The organism is Shewanella sp. 125m-1 (genome assembly GCF_052977065.1).
This window is the reverse complement of the sequence record NZ_JBRILT010000026.1, coordinates 1-19,383: the sequence shown is the minus strand read 5'-3', so window position 1 is coordinate 19,383 and position 19,383 is coordinate 1. Positions and strand designations below refer to the sequence as shown.

Sequence of the window (19,383 nt, the reverse complement as noted above, 5' to 3'; positions counted from 1 at the left end):
TTTAGCTGACGCTAGATCTAATGAATGAGTTAACTCAACTGTCGCTTGAGGCTGAAATTTTTTGATAATAGACACCGCAGTCTCCCTATTTATTTGGCAGACGCTAGGTCTAATGAATTGATGACTTCGACTAATGATTGATCTTTGAGATTCTGTTGACCGCGGATCACAATCTGTTCTCCAGGCTCAATACCGGCGACGATTTCAACGGTATCGGCTTCGCGATAGCCAAGAGAGACACTGCGGCGATCGGCATTTTCACCATCGATAACATAGAGGGCAAATTCGTTGTCTTGGTTTATCACTGCGTTGTAAGGCACTGTGATGACATTACTATGAGTGTCGTACTTAAGCTCAACACGTGTGAACATACCGGCTTTAAGTGTGGCATTTTGATTTGGCACTGACAGCGTGACTTTAAAGGTGCCGCTTTGTGGATCAACGATGGGGCTGATCCGCAATACTGTCGCGTGAGTGGTTTGTTGGAGATGTTTATTAGCGTAAATCTCGGCTTGTTGGCCTAAACGAAGGTGCTGAAGTTGTTGCTCTGGCAGATGTACTATGCCGTAAAGTTCGTCTTGATTAACCACGTAAAATAGTTCATCAAACTCTTTCGCCATATTGCCAGATTTGACAAAGCGGGTGGCAACGATGCCATCGATAGGCGAGCGGATCAGACTTTCTTGGACATAAAGCGCGGCTAAATCTCGCTTTGCCATGGCGGCCTGTAGGTTGTATTCAAGTTTTGCCATAGAGTCGGCACTGAAAAACTCTTTATTGGTTATCTTTTTAAGGCGATTTAATTCTTGCTCAATGATCTCTACTTCTGCTTGAGAGCGGTCTAAATCAAACTTCTGTCTCTTAGAGTCGATAACAGCTAACAGTTGGCCCTTTTTAACTCTATCGCCTTCTTCAACCTTAATCTCTTGGATTAGACCAGCCACTCGAGTGACAACGTTAGCTTCTTGAGGTGCTTCTAATGTGGCAGTCGTGCTGTAAAAAGAAGAAACATCTCCTTGGATGACGGTTGCAGTCTCAACAGGAACAGCATACTTCTCTTCTTCCTTAGCTTGCTCTTCTGCGCCACATGCACTTAATAGTGTTGCGATTAGTAGAGTTAAAATGATTCTATTTTTATTTAACGTTTCCATGTAAGTAGGCCCTAATTCTATTTTCCGATAGGCCTGATAAAGCAGGATGTGTGCCAAAGTAAAAAGTTGTTTTTATTCAGCAGCTTATTTTCATGCTGTGTTCGTTTTTTGTGTTTTGATCACAAAATGTAGCGAAAAGTTACATATGTTGGTTTTTTTAACAAAAAAATACTCTGCTGACGATTTACTGCCTATTTACTGCCTTTAGCTAACTTTATAACAGTGCTTTATAACGATTTCTCACAGATATGAGTTGTGACTAATTGAAAGGTTTAGGCTAGATGAGCCATCAATATCGCGTATTTAGCTAACGGATATGACTGTTTTTACTATGTAGAAACGCCTTTTTTGCTGTCATTAACATTTTTCATGATGAATTTTATTTGGCGTATTATCTCAATTTAAGTGACGAGCTTAAATGTGATGATGACTGATATTTATCCGCGTTTATCTAAATCGATAAATTCACGCTTAGCATCACCCGTATAAAGCTGGCGAGGACGACTGATCTTATGATCAGGCTGATCTAGCATCTCTTTCCAATGTGCAATCCAACCGACTGTGCGGGCTAACGCGAACCATATTGGGTGAACATGCTGGAATATTCTATAGGATAGAACCAGATAATAAAAAAGGCACTCAATGAGTGCCTTTTAGGTCGTCGTATCTCAATTTAAGTGACGAGCTTAAATGTGATGATGACTGATATTTATCCGCGTTTATCTAAATCGATAAAGTCACGCTTAGCATCACCCGTATAAAGCTGGCGAGGACGACTGATCTTATGACCTGGCTGATCTAGCATCTCTTTCCAATGTGCAATCCAACCGACTGTGCGCGCTAGGGCGAACAATACAGTGAACATGCTTGTTGGAATGCCAATGGCTTTCATGATGATCCCTGAGTAGAAATCAACATTGGGATAAAGCTTCTTAGACACGAAATACTCATCTTCTAGTGCAATACGCTCAAGCTCCATGGCTACATCTAGAAGCGGATCGTTCACTTTCAGTTCGGCAAGCACTTCATGACATGTTTCACGCATTACTTTAGCGCGAGGGTCGAAGTTCTTGTAAACACGGTGACCGAAGCCCATAAGACGGAATGGATCTTCTTTATCTTTAGCACGTGCAATAAACTCTGGAATACGATCAACAGTACCGATCTCTTCCAGCATATTTAGGCATGCTTCATTCGCTCCGCCGTGCGCAGGACCCCATAGAGACGCAATACCCGCTGCAATACATGCAAATGGATTAGCACCTGAAGAGCCCGCTAAACGTACGGTAGATGTTGACGCATTTTGCTCGTGGTCAGCGTGTAGGATGAAAATACGATCCATGGCACGTTCAACGATTGGGTTAACCTTGTATTCTTCACAAGGTACTGCAAACATCATGCTTAAGAAGTTGCCAGCATAGCTTAAGTCGTTACGTGGGTAGACAAACGGCTGACCGATTGAATACTTGTAACACATCGCTGCAATTGTTGGCATCTTCGATACCAAACGATACGCGGCAATTTCGCGATGACGTTCGTCATTCACATCTAAAGAGTCTTGGTAAAACGCCGATAGGGCGCCAGTTACGCCACATAACATCGCCATTGGGTGAGCATCAGGTCTGAATCCTCTAAAAAAGAAGGCCAGTTGCTCGTTAACCATGGTGTGAGTCTTTACTGTGTGTACGAATTTTTCGTATTCAGCTTTACTTGGAAGCTCTCCATAAAGCAACAAATAGCATAAATCTAAGTAACTTGATTCTGTCGCCAGTTGATCGATCGGGTAACCGCGGTGAAGCAGTATTCCTTTCTCACCATCGATATAAGTAATTGCAGATTCACAAGATCCGGTCGCAAGAAATCCTGGATCGAAAGTAAAGTAACCTTTGCTACCTAACTTGCTGATGTCGATTACATCAAATCCTGCCGTACCTTCTTTAATAGGCAGATCGATTGAATCATTCCCTGGTAGTTCTAATTTGGCTATATTGTCAGCCATACCCCATTCTCCTTACTTCATTCTTATTGAGTGCGGCTTATCAAACGTCAATACTTTACAGTGAATCTAGATCACATTTCAATTTAAATAAGCGTTTAAATTCGTTAGACCATGGTATTAAATGCCATTAACTACCTGTGCCAACAGCAGCTTGGCAGATTTTTTTACCAAAAAAACTAAATTTGCATAATGTGATGTTTGTATTTGACATTTCACCCACGTATACTTGCCGCAGCTCAGAAGAGCTGCATACATTAGCGATTAGTTATCACTTATTTGCATGCTTAATTAGTGGTTGCTAAAACTGTTAAATGTTTGTTTCAAGTTTTCTTTTGTAAAAGTTCTAAACCGTGATCTTGATCACTGATTAGAATTTGAGCGAAAGCGGTTCATATAACAAAAAATAGCTCAATTGAGCAGAGTGAGCAGAACGTGAAAAAGCAAAGACCTGTCCATTTAGATCTGCAGACCATACGCTTCCCTGCAACAGCGATCGCGTCGATTCTTCATCGTGTATCGGGTGTCATCATGCTGTTTGCCGTCGGTATCCTTATCTGGTTGCTTAATGAATCATTAGCATCAGCCGAGAGTTTCGCTGGCGTCCAATCTCTTTTTGATAACTTTGTTGTTAAGTTCATCGTTTGGGGAATTCTTACCGCGCTGGGTTATCACTTAATAGTGGGTATTCGCCACTTAGTGATGGATGCTGGCTACTGGGAAGAACTTTCTTCTGGTGTAACTTCGGCTAAAGTCGCTATTGCCTTGTCAGTAGTGTTTTCAATCATTGCGGGGATTTGGGTATGGTAACTAACGCAGCAAGTTTTGGGCGCAGCGGTGTCCATGACTTTATTCTTATACGTGCAAGTGCAGTAATCCTAGCCTGTTATACCATTTTCTTGGTTGGGTTTATCGCATGTAGCTCTCCACTAACTTATGACGCATGGCATGGCTTATTTAGCACGTTGCCAATGAAAGTCTTCACCGTACTCGCGCTAGTTGCAGTGTTGATACATGCCTGGATTGGGATCTGGCAGGTGCTGACTGATTATGTAAAGTGTGTTTCTCTACGTGGTGTACTTCAGTTTGTTTTTGTCGTAGCAGCCTTCAGTTATTTGGTCGCAGGCATTTTGATTGTGTGGGGTGTTTAAGTGGGTATTCCAGTTCGCGAATTTGACGCGGTTGTAATCGGTGCTGGTGGCGCCGGTATGCGTGCCGCTCTACAGATTTCTAAAGAAGGTAAGAGCTGTGCGCTGTTATCTAAAGTATTCCCAACTCGTTCTCATACCGTATCTGCACAGGGTGGTATTACTGTAGCCCTTGGTAATGCGCACGAAGATCACTGGGAACAGCACATGTACGATACCGTTAAAGGTTCTGATTTTATCGGTGACCAAGAAGCGATTGAGTTTATGTGTAAGACCGGTCCTGAAGCCGTTATTGAGCTTGAGCATATGGGTTTACCTTTCTCACGTTTCGAAAACGGCACTATTTATCAGCGCCCATTTGGCGGCCAATCTAGAAACTTTGGTGGTGAGCAAGCGGCGCGTACCGCAGCTGCAGCAGACCGTACCGGTCACGCATTATTGCATTGCCTTTACCAGCAAAACGTTAAACATAAGACCGAAGTCTTTTCTGAGTGGTATGCACTCGACTTGGTTAAAAATGAAGACGGTGTGATTGTCGGTTGTACTGCAATTGAAATTGAAACTGGCGAAATTGTTTATTTCAAAGCAAAAGCAACGATTTTAGCGACAGGTGGAGCAGGTCGTATCTACGCCTCTACTACTAACGCTCATATTAACACTGGTGACGGTGTGGGTATGGCGATGCGCGCTGGCGTGCAGATGCAAGACATGGAAATGTGGCAGTTCCACCCAACGGGTATTGCTGGCGCAGGTGTTTTGGTCACTGAAGGTTGTCGTGGCGAAGGCGGTTATCTGCTAAACAAAGACGGCGAACGTTTCATGGAACGTTACGCACCTAATGCGAAAGATTTAGCATCTCGTGACGTGGTTGCACGCTCTATGATGACTGAAATCCGTGAAGGTCGTGGTCTTGATGGCCCATTAGGTCCGCACTGTTTACTTAAGCTTGATCACTTAGGTAAAGAAACCCTTGAAGCACGTCTTCCAGGTGTTTGTGAATTGTCTCGCACGTTCGCACATATCGATCCAGCAGATGGTCCAATCCCAGTTTTACCGACTTGTCACTATATGATGGGTGGTCTACCAGCCAAAGTGAGTGGTCAAGTTGTACGCCAAAATAGCGATGGCACTGAAGAAGATGTAATCGGTCTATTCGCGGTTGGTGAAATAGCATGCGTATCGGTGCACGGTGCGAACCGATTGGGTGGTAACTCATTGTTAGATCTTGTAGTATTTGGTCGAGCAGCGGGTCAACACTTAGGTAAAGCATTGGACGAAACACCGATTGCAAAAGATGCAACACAAGCTGATATCGATGCCTCTCTAGCGCGTCTAAATCGCTGGGAAAGCAACAAAGATGGTGAAGACCCAACGGTTATCCGTAAAGACTTACAACTTTGTATGCAGCTTAACTTCTCAGTATTTAGAAGTGGCGATGCGATGGCTGAAGGCCTTAAAGAGCTTAAAGCTATCCGCGAACGTTTGGCTAATGCGAAACTTTCTGATAACTCAACAGAGTTCAATACTCAGCGTATTGAATGTTTAGAGTTAGATAACTTGATGGCAACTGCAATTGCTACGGCAACAGCGGCCAACTTCCGTACAGAAAGTCGTGGTGCACATTCACGTGAAGATTACCTAGAGCGTGATGATGATAACTGGTTATGCCACAGTATCTACGACCCGGTTACCGAGCTAATGACTAAGCGTGATGTGAACATGGAACCAAAACTTCGTGCCGCATTCCCGCCAATTAAGCGTACCTACTAAGGAGAAGACCCGATGAAATTGGAATTTGCAGTTTATCGCTACAATCCTGATGTAGACACTAAGCCATACATGAAGGATTACAGCTTAGAAGTGGATGAAGGTACCGACATGATGGTACTGGATGCACTATTAAAGCTTAAAGAGTTAGACCCAACACTCGCGTTTAGACGCTCATGCCGTGAAGGCGTATGTGGTAGTGATGGTATCAACATGAATGGTAAAAACGGCCTTGCGTGTATTACGCCAGTTTCTACCTTTAAAGGGAAAAAAATCGAAATCCGTCCACTGCCAGGCATGCCTGTAGTACGTGATTTGATTGTTGACCTAACTCAGTTCTATACCCAGTACGAAAAGATTAAGCCTTTCTTGATTAACGACGAAAAAACGCCTGCGCGTGAACATCTGCAATCACCAGAAGAGCGTGAGCATTTAGATGGACTCTATGAGTGCATCATGTGTGCATGTTGTTCTACGGCTTGTCCTTCATTCTGGTGGAACCCAGACAAGTTTATCGGTCCAAGTGGCTTGCTACATGCCTATCGCTTCTTGATCGATAGCCGTGATACGGCAACTGAGGAGCGTTTATCTGGGCTTGATGACGCGTACAGCGTATTTCGCTGCCACGGCATCATGAACTGCGTTGACGTTTGTCCTAAAGGGCTTAATCCGACAAAAGCAATTGGACATATTAAGTCTATGCTGCTGCAGAGAGCCGTTTAGTATGCAGAACCAAGAGCCGATATTGATATAGCTCTATATGAGTCACTTTCCCTGTGGAGGGTGGCTCTTTTTTGTGTCATGGAAGACAAATATAACGAAAATCTGGAACTCTCGGGGCTACAGAGATTACATATCCTTTACGTTACTAAGGATCTGTATTTATGACTTTGGCTAAGCACGTGTATACAGTTTGAAAGGAATAGAAATGCACCAAGGCATCATGAAAGCCTGGCTCGAATCGTCACATCTTAATGGCGCGAATTCGACCTATGTAGAAGAGATGTATGAAGCCTATCAAGTCGATCCACAGTCAGTTACTGAAGACTGGCGTGTCGTGTTTGATAACCTCCCTCTAGTTAATGGTTCATCAGCGGATGTGCCAGAAGCTGCCCACTCTAAAGTACGCGACTATTTTCGTAGTCTTGCATTAGATGGACGTCAAAAAGGTTCACCTAAGGTGACCGATCATGAAGTCGATGCAAAACAAGTTAAAGTCCTACAGTTAATTAACGCTCACCGTTTCCGTGGTCATCAGAATGCCAATTTAGATCCGCTTGATATTTGGAAGCGCGACAAGGTATCTGAGTTAGACCCAGCATTTCACGGCTTAGATAGCGATGATATGCAGCGTCAATTTAATACGGGTTCATTTGCTCATGGTGGTGAAACCATGAAGCTGGTGGATCTCGTTAAAGCACTAAAGGCGACCTATTGTGGTTCTATCGGTGCTGAGTATATGCACATTACCGATACCGATGAAAAACGTTGGATTCAGCAACGTCTTGAACCGTCTCTGGGTGCTGCAAACTACTCAAAAGAAGATAAGACTCGAATTCTTGAAGGACTCAACGCCGCTGAGGGTATGGAAAAATACCTAGGTGCTAAGTTCCCAGGGGCAAAGCGCTTCTCGTTAGAGGGCGGTGATGCACTCGTTCCTATGATGCGTGAAATTATTTATCGCGCAGGTGATGCGGGTACCAAAGAAGTCGTTATTGGTATGGCACACCGTGGTCGTTTGAACGTGCTAGTCAATATTCTAGGCAAGAAACCATCAGAGTTGTTCGATGAGTTTGCCGGTAAGCACAGTGATGAGCTTAATGGCTCTGGTGACGTTAAATATCACCAAGGTTTCTCCTCAGATTTCGAAACGCCAGGTGGTAACGTTCACCTAGCACTTGCGTTTAACCCATCTCACCTTGAAATCGTTAACCCTGTGGTTATTGGTTCTGTACGTGCGCGTTTAGATAGACGCGGTTGTGATACGGGTTTGCAGGTGATGCCAATCACTATTCATGGTGACTCTGCCATTACTGGCCAGGGTATTGTGCAAGAAACCTTCAACATGTCGCAGACTCGTGGCTTTAAGGTTGGCGGCAGTATCCGTATCGTAGTTAACAATCAGGTTGGCTTTACCACTAACTTAACTGAAGACGTACGTTCAACTGAATACTGTACTGATATCGCTAAGATGGTGCAGGCACCAATTTTCCACGTGAATGCAGATGACCCTGAAGCGGTTGCTTTTGTTTCACAATTGGCAGTCGATTACCGTAACGAATTCAAACGTGATGTGGTGATTGACTTGGTTTGTTATCGCCGTCACGGCCATAACGAAGCCGATGAGCCAAGTGCTACTCAGCCTCTTATGTATGCCAAGATTAAAAAGCATCCAACACCAAGAAAGATCTACGCCGATAAGCTAATTGCTGAAAACGCAATGGGTAGCGATGACGTAACTTCGATGGTGAATGCTTATCGTGATGCACTTGATGATGGTGATTGCGTCGTGAAAGAGTGGCGACCAATGACACTTCACTCTGTCGATTGGAGCCCTTATATCGGCGCCGAGTGGAATGATGCATATGATGCGCATATGTCGATTGAGCGCATCAAAAACTTAGCTGATAAAATCAGTTATGTACCAGAAAGCCACAAGCTGCAATCACGCGTTGCTAAGATTTATAAAGATCGTTTAGCAATGGCTGCAGGTGAAAAACTGCTAGATTGGGGCTTTGCCGAGACCTTGGCTTATGCGTCGATTCTTGAAGACAAGAAACGTATCCGTATTACCGGTCAAGATTCTGGTCGCGGTACTTTCTTCCATCGTCACGCAGTATTGCATAATCAAAATGATGCAACGGCTTATATGCCACTGCGCAATATTGCCGATGAGCAAGGGCCCATTGATTTAACCGACTCGGTTTTATCGGAAGCATCAGTCCTAGCATTTGAATACGGTTACGCCACAGCCGAGCCGGGTGGATTAACACTATGGGAAGCTCAGTTTGGTGATTTTGCTAACTGTGCCCAAGTTGTTATCGATCAGTTCTTATCATCGGGTGAGCAGAAGTGGGGCCGTTTATGTGGCTTAACGATGCTATTGCCTCATGGTTATGAAGGGCAAGGTCCTGAGCACTCAAGTGCACGTCTAGAACGTTTCCTCCAACTTTGTGCTAACCACAACATGCAAGTGTGTGTGCCGTCGACACCAGCTCAGGTTTACCACATGCTACGTCGTCAGGTTGTACGCCCTATGCGTCGCCCACTCGTGGTTATGTCGCCTAAGTCATTGCTACGTCATCCATTAGCGGTTTCTAGCCTGGAAGAGTTAGCACACGGTACGTTCCAAAACGTTATCGGCGAAATTGATGAATTAAATGCAAGTAAAGTCGATAGAGTCGTATTTTGTAGCGGAAAAGTTTACTTTGAGCTCTTAGAGCGTCGTCGTAAAGAAGGCTTAGATAATGTTGCGTTAATTCGTGTCGAACAACTGTACCCGTTCCCACATGAAGAAGCGGCAGCAGCCCTTGCTGAATATAGCCACGTTAAAGATTTTGTTTGGTGCCAAGAAGAGCCACAAAACCAAGGTGCTTGGTATTGTAGTCAACATCATTTCTGGAGTGTCATTCCTGGGGGAGCTCAGTTGAGCTACGCAGGCCGTGAAGCTTCAGCTGCACCAGCATGTGGTTACCCTGCATTGCATGCTCAGCAACAAGAATCATTAATCAACAGTGCGTTAAAGCTGTAGTAATAGACATTATATAAAAAGGATCGTAATCCATGAGTATCGAAATTAAGGTACCCGTACTGCCAGAATCAGTTGCAGATGCAACCATTGCGACATGGCATGTTCAAGCTGGCGAGCAAGTTTCTCGTGATCAAATCCTTGTTGATATTGAAACTGATAAAGTCGTACTTGAAGTTGTTGCACCAGAAGACGGACAGATTGCTGAGTTTTTAGCTCAAGAAGGCGATACTGTTCTTGGTGAAGCTGTGATTGCAAGCTTCGTAGCGGGCGCAGTTGCAGGTCAAGAAGTCACTAAAGCTGAAGCTGAAGCTGCAGCACCTGCGGCTGATGAGTCTAATGATGCACTGAGCCCATCAGTTCGTCGTTTAATTGCTGAGCACAACGTTGATGCAAATGCGGTTAACGGTACGGGTATCGGTGGACGTATCACTAAAGAAGATGTTGAAGCTTTTGTTAAGAACAAAGGCGCAGCATCGGCTCCAGCAGTAAGTGCACCAGTTGCCGTAGCACCTCTTGCTGAGCGCAGCGAAAAACGTGTACCTATGACACGTCTTCGTAAAACGATTGCGAATCGTCTACTTGAAGCTAAAAACTCTACAGCCATGCTAACGACGTTTAACGAAGTTAACATGAAGCCAATTATGGATATTCGTAAGCAATATCAAGAGATTTTTGAGAAGCGCCACGGTATTCGTCTAGGTTTCATGTCTTTCTACGTTAAAGCGGTCACTGAAGCACTTAAGCGTTTCCCTGAAGTGAACGCTTCAATAGATGGTGACGAGATTGTTTATCACAACTATTTCGATGTGAGCATTGCAGTATCGACTCCTCGTGGCCTTGTGACCCCCGTTCTACGTGACACAGACAAGATGAGCCTTGCTGATATCGAGCGTAATGTGCGTGAACTCGCCATTAAAGGCCGTGACGGTAAGCTAACAGTAGAAGATATGACTGGTGGTAACTTCACCGTGACTAACGGTGGTGTATTTGGCTCACTGATGTCAACACCAATTCTGAATCTGCCACAAAGCGCAATCTTAGGCATGCATGCCATTAAAGATCGCCCAATGGCAGTAAATGGTCAGGTGGAAATCCTGCCTATGATGTACCTCGCACTTTCTTACGATCACCGGATTGTAGATGGTCGTGAATCAGTTGGTTACTTGGTTGCTATTAAAGACTTCCTAGAAGATCCAACTCGTCTGTTACTTGACCTTTAGGTCAAGGCAGACAATACCCTCGTTGCAGGCCCTACTAGGGCCTGTTGAAAAATTTATAAGAAGTAGAATGGATAGATCATCATGAATTTGCATGAATATCAGGCAAAAGCTCTATTTGCCGAATATGGTTTACCAGTGTCAGAAGGTTTTGCGTGTGATACTGCTCAAGAAGCAGTTGAAGCAGCGGGCCATATTGGCGGTGATATGTGGGTTGTTAAGTGTCAAGTACACGCTGGCGGCCGTGGTAAAGCAGGTGGCGTTAAAGTTACCGGTGATAAAGAAGAGATCCGCGCATTCGCTGAACATTGGTTAGGTAAGAACCTTGTTACTTACCAAACTGACGAGAAAGGTCAGCCAGTAGCTAAGATTTTAGTTGAAAGCTGCACTGATATTGCAAATGAACTGTACCTAGGTGCAGTAGTAGATCGCTCAACACGACGCGTTGTGTTCATGGCGTCTACCGAAGGCGGCGTTGAAATTGAAACCGTGGCAGAAGAAACGCCTGAGTTGATCCATAAAGCGATTATTGATCCGCTTACTGGTCCTCAGCCATACCAGGCACGTGATCTTGGTTTCAAGTTAGGTCTTAACCCAACTCAAATGAAGCAATTCACTAAGGTCTTTATGGGCCTAGCGAAAATGTTTGAAGACCATGATTTCGCACTACTTGAAATCAACCCACTTGTTATCACTGAAGAAGGCAACATTCATTGTCTTGATGGCAAGATTGGTATCGATGGTAACGCATTGTTCCGTCAGCCTAAAATCCGTGAAATGCACGATCCATCACAAGATGATGCTCGTGAAGCTCACGCGGCTAAGTTTGAGCTTAACTATGTAGCACTAGACGGTAACGTTGGTTGCATGGTTAATGGTGCTGGCCTAGCAATGGGTACGATGGATATCGTAAACCTACATGGTGGTAAGCCTGCTAACTTCCTAGATGTAGGCGGTGGAGCGACTAAAGAGCGTGTAGCTGAAGCATTCAAGATCATCTTGTCTGATTCAAACGTTAAAGCTGTTCTTGTGAACATCTTTGGTGGCATCGTTCGTTGTGACATGATTGCTGAAGGCATCATTGGCGCAGTTAAAGAAGTCGGTGTTGAAGTACCTGTTGTTGTACGTCTTGAAGGTACTAACGCTGATCTAGGTCGTGAAGTGCTAGCTAACTCAGATCTAGATATTATCGCAGCTACAAGTCTAACTGACGCGGCTGAGCAAGTAGTTAAAGCTGCGGAGGGCAAATAATGTCTGTATTAATTAACAAAGATACCAAAGTTATCTGTCAAGGTTTTACTGGCGGTCAAGGAACATTCCACTCAGAGCAAGCTATCGCTTACGGCACTAAGATGGTCGGCGGTGTTTCTCCTGGAAAGGGTGGTCAATCTCATCTAGGTCTTCCAGTATTTAATACTGTTAAAGACGCAGTTGAAGTGACCGGTGCTACAGCATCAGTTATCTATGTGCCTGCACCTTTCTGTAAAGATGCAATCCTAGAAGCAATCGACGGTGGCATTGAGCTAATCGTTTGTATTACTGAAGGGATCCCAACGTTAGATATGCTTCAAGTTAAAGTTAAGCTTGAAGAAACTGGCGTACGCATGATTGGTCCAAACTGCCCAGGTGTTATCACACCTGGTGAGTGTAAGATTGGTATCATGCCAGGTCACATCCACAAGCCAGGTAAAGTAGGTATTGTTTCTCGCTCTGGTACGTTAACGTACGAAGCGGTTAAGCAAACTACTGATGAAGGTTTTGGTCAATCAACTTGTGTTGGTATTGGTGGCGACCCTATTCCTGGTACAAACTTCATCGACGTATTGGAAATGTTCCAAAACGATCCACAAACTGAAGCAATCGTAATGATTGGTGAAATTGGTGGCACAGCTGAAGAAGAAGCTGCTGAATACATCAAGGCTAACGTGACTAAACCAGTTGTATCATACATTGCTGGTGTTACTGCACCTGAAGGCAAGCGTATGGGCCATGCTGGCGCAATTATCGCTGGTGGTAAAGGTACGGCAGAAGATAAGTTTGCGGCTCTTGAAGCTGCAGGCGTAACGACTGTACGTTCACTTGCTGATATCGGTAAGGCACTTCGTACTAAAACAGGTTGGTAATTTCTAACCTTGTTTAAAAAAGGCGCTTTTAGCGCCTTTTTTGTTGCCAGCTCTTTATGTTTACAATAAAGGTAAGTGTAATTTTTCAATTTTGTCAGTTTGTTTTTAGAGTTTAATTCTACCAAGAGGGGCAAAGCTAGAACTATTGGCGATAAATCCGTCTTATTTTGTCAAAAATATGGCGTAGTTTTAACAATCTGTTATACCTAATTTATCTATAGGGAACTTGTAGGTAACTTTTATGTCGATGGTTAGTGCAAAAGAATTTTCTGATTGGCTGCGAATGAGGTTTGGTGAACTCAACGAAGGTGTTTCGCTCACCCGTAAAGATATCAATCAGTTAACTGGCCGCCAAAACTTTTCTGCGGATTTTGTTAACGATATCCACTTTGAGCTAATGCGTCATGGGTTAGCCTTTGTAACAGATACGTCTAGAGAGCATTTTTACCTCGTGCCAATTAACAAGCAGTCATGGCGCGACCGCTTAGAGCAGCAGTTCGAGAAGGAGATCTTCTGTAATATTATTCCGCTTAATGTGTCTAGTAAGTAGTATGCTCTCGCTTTAAAGCCCTGCTTTTTATATCTGAATATCTTTATGTTAGGGACTAGGTTATTTCGATGTGGCTAACCCTTCGAGATGACATGGTGTCGCTATGATTTTTATTAGCTGTCAATTTAGCGTTGCCGGTAAAAGGTTTTAGATACATTTTTGACCTAGAAACCACAAAGTTTCAATCTTGTTAACACAACCACCCGTACTCTGCTATTATCCCTGCGCTCAATCTCAATCTCGCTCTAGCTTTATTTATAGCCATTGCTATTCTCCACGCTAGTAAGCCTTTATTTATAAAGGTATTAATTTGTTAAGGGATTTAACTTGATGTCGACGATTACTATCATCTTTCCATTACTTTTTATGGCGAGCTTAGGCTATTTTCTGACGGCGAAGGGGCCGTTTACTAAAGAAAGTATCGGTGGCATAAGCCTATTTACCTTTTATCTGTCCATACCGGCTTTTTTGTTCATTAATATGTACCAAGCCGATCTGGCTAAGAGTTTTGAGCTTAAAAACTTAATGGCTTTTTATCTGCCTGTGCTTGGTGTCTACGGGGTCGTTGCTGGATTATATTGCTGGCTAATGCGAGGGCGTAAAGCTTTACTCACAAGTAGTGCTGTTTATGGATTAGGATGTAGCTATTCCAACACGATTCTTGTTGGTTTGCCAGTTATCGTAGGCGCGCTGGGTGAGAAGATGATGGGCAACGTGTTTGCAATTATCACCTTTCATAGCGCCATGCTTTTTTCATTAACTTTTCTTTTGAGTTATAAGCAAAATACCTCTGGATTCAATGGATGGCAGTTTATAAAAGGCATAGTGTTAAACCCGATTGTATTGGGGATTTCTGCAGGATTACTGTTAAATTTACTCGCGATTAAAGTAGAAGATAACTTATTTAATGGGTTGCGCCTGCTCAGTGAGTCGGCTTTGGCATGTGCCTTGTTTGTGCTTGGGGCAAACCTGAGTTTTTATAAGATAACCAGTCATTGGCAATTAGCGCTTGTCGCTTCCATGGTCAAACTCTTGCTACTGCCATTTTTAGTATTTTTATGTGGATCTAAGCTGTTGTCGATCGATGGTGATAATTTAGTGGTCTTGGTTCTACTCAGTGCTTCACCTTTGGGGGTTAATGCCTATCTAGTTGCTATGCAAGTTCAAGCGCAACAGGCTGTAATCGCCAGTACCGTAGTGTTATCTACGGTACTGTCTGTATTAAGCATGAGCTTTTGGTTGGCGGTGTTACTGTAATCGATTATTAAATTTTGCTAAACAGCATTTCTAGGTCGCGACAGCTCTGCAGGAGAGAGGATATAAACATCCTCGCAATAGAAGTCTTCTGCTTGAGCCGTACGCCACCATTCATTCCATGGACCTGCAACTTTATTCTCGTTAACGAGATCATTCATTTGTAGCGGTTGGATTAAACTGCCTACCGACATTAATAGACCATAGGGAGTACGACGCTTGAGCATATGCGGCTGTAACTTTTCTGGATTGTCTAGCCCCATACTGCCGACTAATTCGAAAAAACTCTCGAGCGTGTTGTGGTGATAATTTTTGACTCGTTCGCTTTTATCTACAATATTAACCGCTCTACTGCGCGCAGGGTCTTGTGTTGCAATCCCCGTAGGACACATGTTGGTGTTGCACTGTCTCGACTGAATACAGCCTAAGGACATCATCATGGTCCTGGCCGCATTAACGGTATCTGCGCCCATCGCAATTTTTGCCAGTAGATCAAAACTTGAGGCTGTTTTTCCTGAGGCGATAATTGTGATCTTGTCTCTGAGTCCTGCACCCGTTAAGGCGTTATCAACGAAATAAATGGCCTCAAGGCACATCATGCCCAATCTATTAGTAAACTCGACAGGAGCGGCTCCTGTGCCGCCTTCTGCACCATCAACGGTAATAAAGTCTGGGGTGATCCCCGTTTCAATCATCGCTTTACATAAACCTAAAAACTCGACAGGGTTACCTACACAGAGTTTAAAGCCAACAGGTTTCCCTTCACTGAGCTGCCGTAATGTCTGAATGAAGTTAAGCAGGTCTTTTGGCGTTGTGCATTCAGGGTTTACAGCTGGAGAGACGCAATCTCTATCTTTGGGGATGTGGCGAATGGCTGCAATCTCATCGGTAATTTTAGCGGCAGGTAATACCCCTCCATGCCCCGGTTTAGCGCCTTGAGAGAGCTTTATCTCAATCATTTTAATTTGCGGGCGAGTGGCCATTGCTGTAAATGTGTCGGGGTTGAAATTACCTGCATCATCACGGCATCCAAACAAACCAGAGCCAATTTGCCAAACTAGGTCGCCATGATGTTTAAGGTGATAGGGACTCACGCCACCTTCACCGGTGTTGTGGTAACAACCCGCTTTTAATGCGCCAAGATTAAGGGATTCGATGGCATTAGCACTCAGTGAGCCAAAACTCATGGCCGAGATATTAAAGTAAGATGCTTGATAGGGCTGTAAACAATCGGGCCCACCAATTTGAATGCGTTTGTTATTTTTATCAACCTCTTTAGGGTGCAGTGATTGCCACAGACTGAGGTAGTTATCTTCTAATAAATTTCTCTGTGTGCCAAAGGCGATGGTGTCGCGCACGTTTTTTGCACGTTGGTAGACTAAAGAACGTTGTTCACGGTTAAAAGGGGTCTCTTCTGTGTCGTTAGCGATGAAGTACTGTTGGATTTCGACTCGATAAGACTCGAGAAAGTAACGTAGATAAGCGACAACAGGGTAGAGCCGGTTAAGTGTATGTGAGCTGTGGTAGATATCAAAATAACCGACAGCAGTATAGAAAAGGGTAAACATCAATACTAAGCTTGGAAACAGCCCAGTGTTGTTAAGCATATAATTGATGGCAATTAGGTTACCTAAGGTTGCAATAACCCAATAGACCTTTTGCATGATAGTCATAAAGCATTCCTTTGTTATTGACTCTAATCTAGCATTGCTATATTGAACGCGATTGGTACGATTTAAGCAAACATGTTTTAATACTTTCTAAACTAAACAAATAACGAGTATATTAGTTACCTAGAAAGGAAGTTGATTAAAAGGAGTTTATTGTGATTATTACTGAGACAGACAGGCTGATTTTGCGTTGGTTTGAGCCTAAAGATACTAAAGCTATCTTTTTGTTGAACAGTGTCCCAGAAGTCCTAACTTATATTCCTGGCGCTCCTATGACTTCAATGTCTCAAGCGACGCAGATTTTAGATAACGTTATTTTACCCAGCTATCAAGAGCGAGGCTACGGCCGCTGGGCTGTAGAGCATAAGTCGGATGGGAAAGTGATTGGATTTTGTGGCCCGACTTTTATTACTGAGTTTAACGAAGTGGAGCTGGGGTACCGATATCTACCACAATATTGGGGGCAAGGTATTGGCTTTGAGGCCGGCGCAGCGGCACTTGAACGCTTTCAGGATTACGACATTCATGAGGCTATTGCGTTAATTTTACTAGGCAATAAAGGCTCGGAAGGCGTTGCGCGTAAGGTGGGGATGAAGCAAAGAAACCGTGATAAATTTATGGGCCATAAAGTGAATGTGTTTCATAAGTTTCTATAGCGGTTACCTAAACAAAAAAACCAGCGACTAAGCTGGTTTTTGTCTCGAGGCGCAGTATTACGCGACGCCGTGGTCGCACTCATCGTTAGTACAAACACCGTATAGATATAAGCTGTGGTTAGTTAGCTTAATGTTATGCTTCATTGCGATTTCATCTTGACGACGTTCAATCATTTCGTCAGAAAATTCGATAACCTTACCGCACGATAGGCATACTAAGTGGTCATGGTGATGCTGAGACGAAAGTTCGAAAACAGCCTTGCCACTCTCAAAGTGGTGGCGAGTAACAATACCTGCATCATCAAACTGGTTAAGTACGCGATATACAGTAGCAAGACCAATCTCTTCACCAATATCCAGTAACTTCTTATAGAGATCTTCAGCACTGATGTGTTGATTCTCTGGCGCTTGCATCAATTCTAAAATTTTGACTCGTGGTAAGGTCACTTTCAAACCGGCTTTCTTTAGCGCTTGATTTCCATCTGTCATTATTGTTCTCTTGATTGCAGAACGATTAGCTATAAGTTAATCAGTTCATTTGTGGGTATTCAATCCATTATATGTGTACAAATTGAAAACTTAAACCTTTGATCTAGCAATAAAGCCTCATATGCAAATAAAAGCCATTAACTAGATATAAAACAAACAATTTAAACGTACTTTTTGTATTGTTATTGCCCATTTATACTAACGCCTAATGTCATCTACGCCGACAAAAAGGCAAGATAGTAGCAAAGACTAATAATAAGGACTGTAGATGTACCAGCAGATTGTAATATTGACCGGGGCAGGGATCTCTGCTGAATCTGGGTTACGTACCTTTAGAGATCAAGATGGTTTATGGGAAGAGCATAAAATCGAAGAGGTCGCGACCCCTGAAGGCTACGCCAATAACCCATTGTTAGTTGAACGTTTCTATAACGATAGATGGCAACAGTTTCATAATGGCTCTATCGAACCCAATGCGGGCCATATTGCACTTGCTAAGCTTGAGCAAGAGTTTGAGGGCGAGTTGTTGGTGGTTACACAAAACATAGATGATTTACATGAGCGAGCAGGCTCTCGACGTCTTTTACACATGCATGGAGAGTTATCTAAAGGGCGTTGCCCACGCTCACAGCAAACCTTCGTATTAAGAGAACCTTTTGGACCAGAACATACTTGTACTTGCTGCATACCAGCTCAAAGACTTAGGCCGCATGTTGTTTGGTTTGGTGAAATGCCTTTTGGTTTAGATAGAATTCAACATGCGCTAGATACATGCGATCTGTTTATTGCGATAGGCACATCAGGAACGGTGTACCCTGCGGCAGGCTTTGTTGATACAGCTAATCACCATGGCGCACAGACGGTTGAGATTAACCTTGTGGCTGCAGATAGGCACAGCCAATTCCAATATCATTTAGAAGGGAAAGCGAGTGAAGTGGTACCTAAACTTGTGGATGATATTCTTAGTGGCAAAATAGTGAATAACCTACTTTAGCCTTAGTGCTTGGGTGTCGTATACCAATGGGTATTAATAATGTCCTCGTAATGAGGCAAGTAAAAGGTAATTGTAGATGAAACAAGATACTGATGTTGGCGGCATTGCAATCATTATGCGTGGACTGCCGGGAAGTGGTAAAAGCTATTGGGTTGAACAATATGTAAAGTCATTACCAAAGTGTGATGATAGTGGATCGGTTAAGGTTTGCTCTACAGATGAGTTTTTTTATCTTGATGGTGAGTACCACTTTAATTCAAAACAATTATCTAAATATCATCAACTTAACTTAACGCGATTTATCCACGCAATTGCTAATAAAATACCTGTGGTTATTTGCGATAATACCAATATGGCTCTATGGGAGTTTGAGGGATATTATGCAGCAGCGAAAGCGGAAGGCTATCAAGTGCAGATCCAGCAGATTGGTGAGCCAAAGGATAAGAATCATCAGCTATTATGTGCCGACCGTAACAAGCATCGGGTACCGTTAAATAGTATTATTCGCATGGCAAAAACGTTTGAAGCCTAATGATTATAGAGGGTGTAACAGATTCTGTGTAACTGCAGTTTTAGTTAATATGTTTCACAAGTCTGTCTTCAAACTCAATAATAAA

At 43.5% G+C, this 19,383-nt stretch carries 18 protein-coding genes; 13 read left to right on the top strand and 5 right to left on the bottom strand.

The window, feature by feature from the left end:
* Positions 1 to 89 precede the first annotated feature (89 nt).
* The 3 genes from ACVBIK_RS12520 to ACVBIK_RS12510 form a co-directional block, all read right to left on the bottom strand.
* Positions 90 to 1,151 (bottom strand): efflux RND transporter periplasmic adaptor subunit, encoded by a 1,062-nt coding sequence (locus tag ACVBIK_RS12520; RefSeq protein WP_447162220.1) that lies wholly within the window; start codon positions 1,149 to 1,151, stop codon positions 90 to 92.
* Between the two features lie 437 nt (positions 1,152 to 1,588).
* Entirely contained in the window at positions 1,589 to 1,795 is a 207-nt protein-coding gene (locus tag ACVBIK_RS12515) for a citrate/2-methylcitrate synthase (protein WP_447169818.1), read from the bottom strand.
* 65 nt (positions 1,796 to 1,860) lie between these two features.
* Entirely contained in the window at positions 1,861 to 3,150 is a 1,290-nt protein-coding gene (locus ACVBIK_RS12510; RefSeq protein ID WP_447162221.1) for a citrate synthase, read from the bottom strand.
* Between the two features lie 411 nt (positions 3,151 to 3,561).
* Between ACVBIK_RS12510 and sdhC the strand changes: the two genes are divergently transcribed.
* From sdhC to ACVBIK_RS12460, 10 genes are all read left to right on the top strand, one after another.
* Positions 3,562 to 3,957, top strand: a complete 396-nt coding sequence (gene sdhC / locus ACVBIK_RS12505; RefSeq protein WP_447162231.1) for a succinate dehydrogenase cytochrome b556 subunit — start codon at positions 3,562 to 3,564, stop codon at positions 3,955 to 3,957.
* Positions 3,951 to 4,298 carry a succinate dehydrogenase, hydrophobic membrane anchor protein gene (gene sdhD, locus ACVBIK_RS12500; RefSeq protein ID WP_447162222.1) on the top strand — a complete coding sequence of 116 codons (348 nt, stop codon included), beginning with the start codon at positions 3,951 to 3,953 and terminating at the stop codon, positions 4,296 to 4,298. The genes sdhC and sdhD overlap by 7 nt, the downstream gene beginning before the upstream one ends.
* A complete protein-coding gene (gene sdhA, locus ACVBIK_RS12495; protein ID WP_447162223.1) occupies positions 4,299 to 6,065 on the top strand; it encodes a succinate dehydrogenase flavoprotein subunit in 1,767 nt (588 codons plus the stop codon).
* A gap of 12 nt (positions 6,066 to 6,077) precedes the next feature.
* Positions 6,078 to 6,785 carry a succinate dehydrogenase iron-sulfur subunit gene (locus tag ACVBIK_RS12490; protein ID WP_220781975.1) on the top strand — a complete coding sequence of 236 codons (708 nt, stop codon included), beginning with the start codon at positions 6,078 to 6,080 and terminating at the stop codon, positions 6,783 to 6,785.
* Between the two features lie 205 nt (positions 6,786 to 6,990).
* The gene (gene sucA, locus ACVBIK_RS12485; RefSeq protein ID WP_447162224.1) at positions 6,991 to 9,813 is read left to right on the top strand and encodes a 2-oxoglutarate dehydrogenase E1 component; all 2,823 of its coding nucleotides are present in this window, start codon (positions 6,991 to 6,993) and stop codon (positions 9,811 to 9,813) included.
* Positions 9,814 to 9,845: 32 nt separating this feature from the next.
* Positions 9,846 to 11,033 (top strand): 2-oxoglutarate dehydrogenase complex dihydrolipoyllysine-residue succinyltransferase, encoded by a 1,188-nt coding sequence (gene odhB, locus ACVBIK_RS12480; RefSeq protein ID WP_447162225.1) that lies wholly within the window; start codon positions 9,846 to 9,848, stop codon positions 11,031 to 11,033.
* Positions 11,034 to 11,114: 81 nt separating this feature from the next.
* Positions 11,115 to 12,281: an ADP-forming succinate--CoA ligase subunit beta gene (gene sucC / locus ACVBIK_RS12475; RefSeq protein WP_447162226.1), complete on the top strand. Its 1,167-nt coding sequence runs from the start codon at positions 11,115 to 11,117 to the stop codon at positions 12,279 to 12,281.
* Complete coding sequence (gene sucD, locus ACVBIK_RS12470; RefSeq protein WP_447162227.1) at positions 12,281 to 13,153, top strand: succinate--CoA ligase subunit alpha; 873 nt, start codon at positions 12,281 to 12,283, stop codon at positions 13,151 to 13,153. The genes sucC and sucD overlap by 1 nt, the downstream gene beginning before the upstream one ends.
* A 241-nt stretch (positions 13,154 to 13,394) precedes the next feature.
* Positions 13,395 to 13,703: a hypothetical protein gene (locus ACVBIK_RS12465; RefSeq protein ID WP_447162228.1), complete on the top strand. Its 309-nt coding sequence runs from the start codon at positions 13,395 to 13,397 to the stop codon at positions 13,701 to 13,703.
* 330 nt (positions 13,704 to 14,033) lie between these two features.
* Positions 14,034 to 14,960 (top strand): AEC family transporter, encoded by a 927-nt coding sequence (locus tag ACVBIK_RS12460; RefSeq protein ID WP_447169802.1) that lies wholly within the window; start codon positions 14,034 to 14,036, stop codon positions 14,958 to 14,960.
* A 17-nt stretch (positions 14,961 to 14,977) separates the two neighbouring features.
* On the opposite strand, the gene ACVBIK_RS12455 is transcribed toward ACVBIK_RS12460, so the two are convergent.
* Entirely contained in the window at positions 14,978 to 16,630 is a 1,653-nt protein-coding gene (locus ACVBIK_RS12455; RefSeq protein ID WP_447161957.1) for an FMN-binding glutamate synthase family protein, read from the bottom strand.
* A 152-nt stretch (positions 16,631 to 16,782) separates the two neighbouring features.
* Between ACVBIK_RS12455 and ACVBIK_RS12450 the strand changes: the two genes are divergently transcribed.
* A complete protein-coding gene (locus ACVBIK_RS12450) occupies positions 16,783 to 17,283 on the top strand; it encodes a GNAT family N-acetyltransferase (RefSeq protein ID WP_447161958.1) in 501 nt (166 codons plus the stop codon).
* Between the two features lie 57 nt (positions 17,284 to 17,340).
* Here ACVBIK_RS12450 and fur read toward each other — a convergent pair whose 3' ends face one another.
* Positions 17,341 to 17,772 carry a ferric iron uptake transcriptional regulator gene (gene fur / locus ACVBIK_RS12445; protein ID WP_447161959.1) on the bottom strand — a complete coding sequence of 144 codons (432 nt, stop codon included), beginning with the start codon at positions 17,770 to 17,772 and terminating at the stop codon, positions 17,341 to 17,343.
* Between the two features lie 268 nt (positions 17,773 to 18,040).
* On the opposite strand from fur, the gene cobB reads away from it, so the two are divergent.
* Positions 18,041 to 18,766 (top strand): Sir2 family NAD+-dependent deacetylase, encoded by a 726-nt coding sequence (gene cobB, locus ACVBIK_RS12440; RefSeq protein WP_447161960.1) that lies wholly within the window; start codon positions 18,041 to 18,043, stop codon positions 18,764 to 18,766.
* 76 nt (positions 18,767 to 18,842) lie between these two features.
* Positions 18,843 to 19,298 (top strand): AAA family ATPase, encoded by a 456-nt coding sequence (locus tag ACVBIK_RS12435; RefSeq protein WP_447169801.1) that lies wholly within the window; start codon positions 18,843 to 18,845, stop codon positions 19,296 to 19,298.
* Positions 19,299 to 19,383 lie beyond the last annotated feature (85 nt).

Bases quoted from the DNA above. Each gene is read 5' to 3' on its own strand.
- ACVBIK_RS12520 (WP_447162220.1), bottom strand. From the start codon at position 1,151: ATGGAAACGTTAAATAAAAATAGAATCATTTTAACTCTACTAATCGCA.
- ACVBIK_RS12465 (WP_447162228.1), top strand. From the start codon at position 13,395: ATGTCGATGGTTAGTGCAAAAGAATTTTCTGATTGGCTGCGAATGAGG.
- ACVBIK_RS12490 (WP_220781975.1), top strand. From the start codon at position 6,078: ATGAAATTGGAATTTGCAGTTTATCGCTACAATCCTGATGTAGACACT.
- fur (WP_447161959.1), bottom strand. From the start codon at position 17,772: ATGACAGATGGAAATCAAGCGCTAAAGAAAGCCGGTTTGAAAGTGACC.
- ACVBIK_RS12510 (WP_447162221.1), bottom strand. From the start codon at position 3,150: ATGGCTGACAATATAGCCAAATTAGAACTACCAGGGAATGATTCAATC.
- sucA (WP_447162224.1), top strand. From the start codon at position 6,991: ATGCACCAAGGCATCATGAAAGCCTGGCTCGAATCGTCACATCTTAAT.
- sdhD (WP_447162222.1), top strand. From the start codon at position 3,951: ATGGTAACTAACGCAGCAAGTTTTGGGCGCAGCGGTGTCCATGACTTT.
- sucC (WP_447162226.1), top strand. From the start codon at position 11,115: ATGAATTTGCATGAATATCAGGCAAAAGCTCTATTTGCCGAATATGGT.
- ACVBIK_RS12435 (WP_447169801.1), top strand. From the start codon at position 18,843: ATGAAACAAGATACTGATGTTGGCGGCATTGCAATCATTATGCGTGGA.
- ACVBIK_RS12455 (WP_447161957.1), bottom strand. From the start codon at position 16,630: ATGACTATCATGCAAAAGGTCTATTGGGTTATTGCAACCTTAGGTAAC.
- sucD (WP_447162227.1), top strand. From the start codon at position 12,281: ATGTCTGTATTAATTAACAAAGATACCAAAGTTATCTGTCAAGGTTTT.
- odhB (WP_447162225.1), top strand. From the start codon at position 9,846: ATGAGTATCGAAATTAAGGTACCCGTACTGCCAGAATCAGTTGCAGAT.
- cobB (WP_447161960.1), top strand. From the start codon at position 18,041: ATGTACCAGCAGATTGTAATATTGACCGGGGCAGGGATCTCTGCTGAA.
- ACVBIK_RS12460 (WP_447169802.1), top strand. From the start codon at position 14,034: ATGTCGACGATTACTATCATCTTTCCATTACTTTTTATGGCGAGCTTA.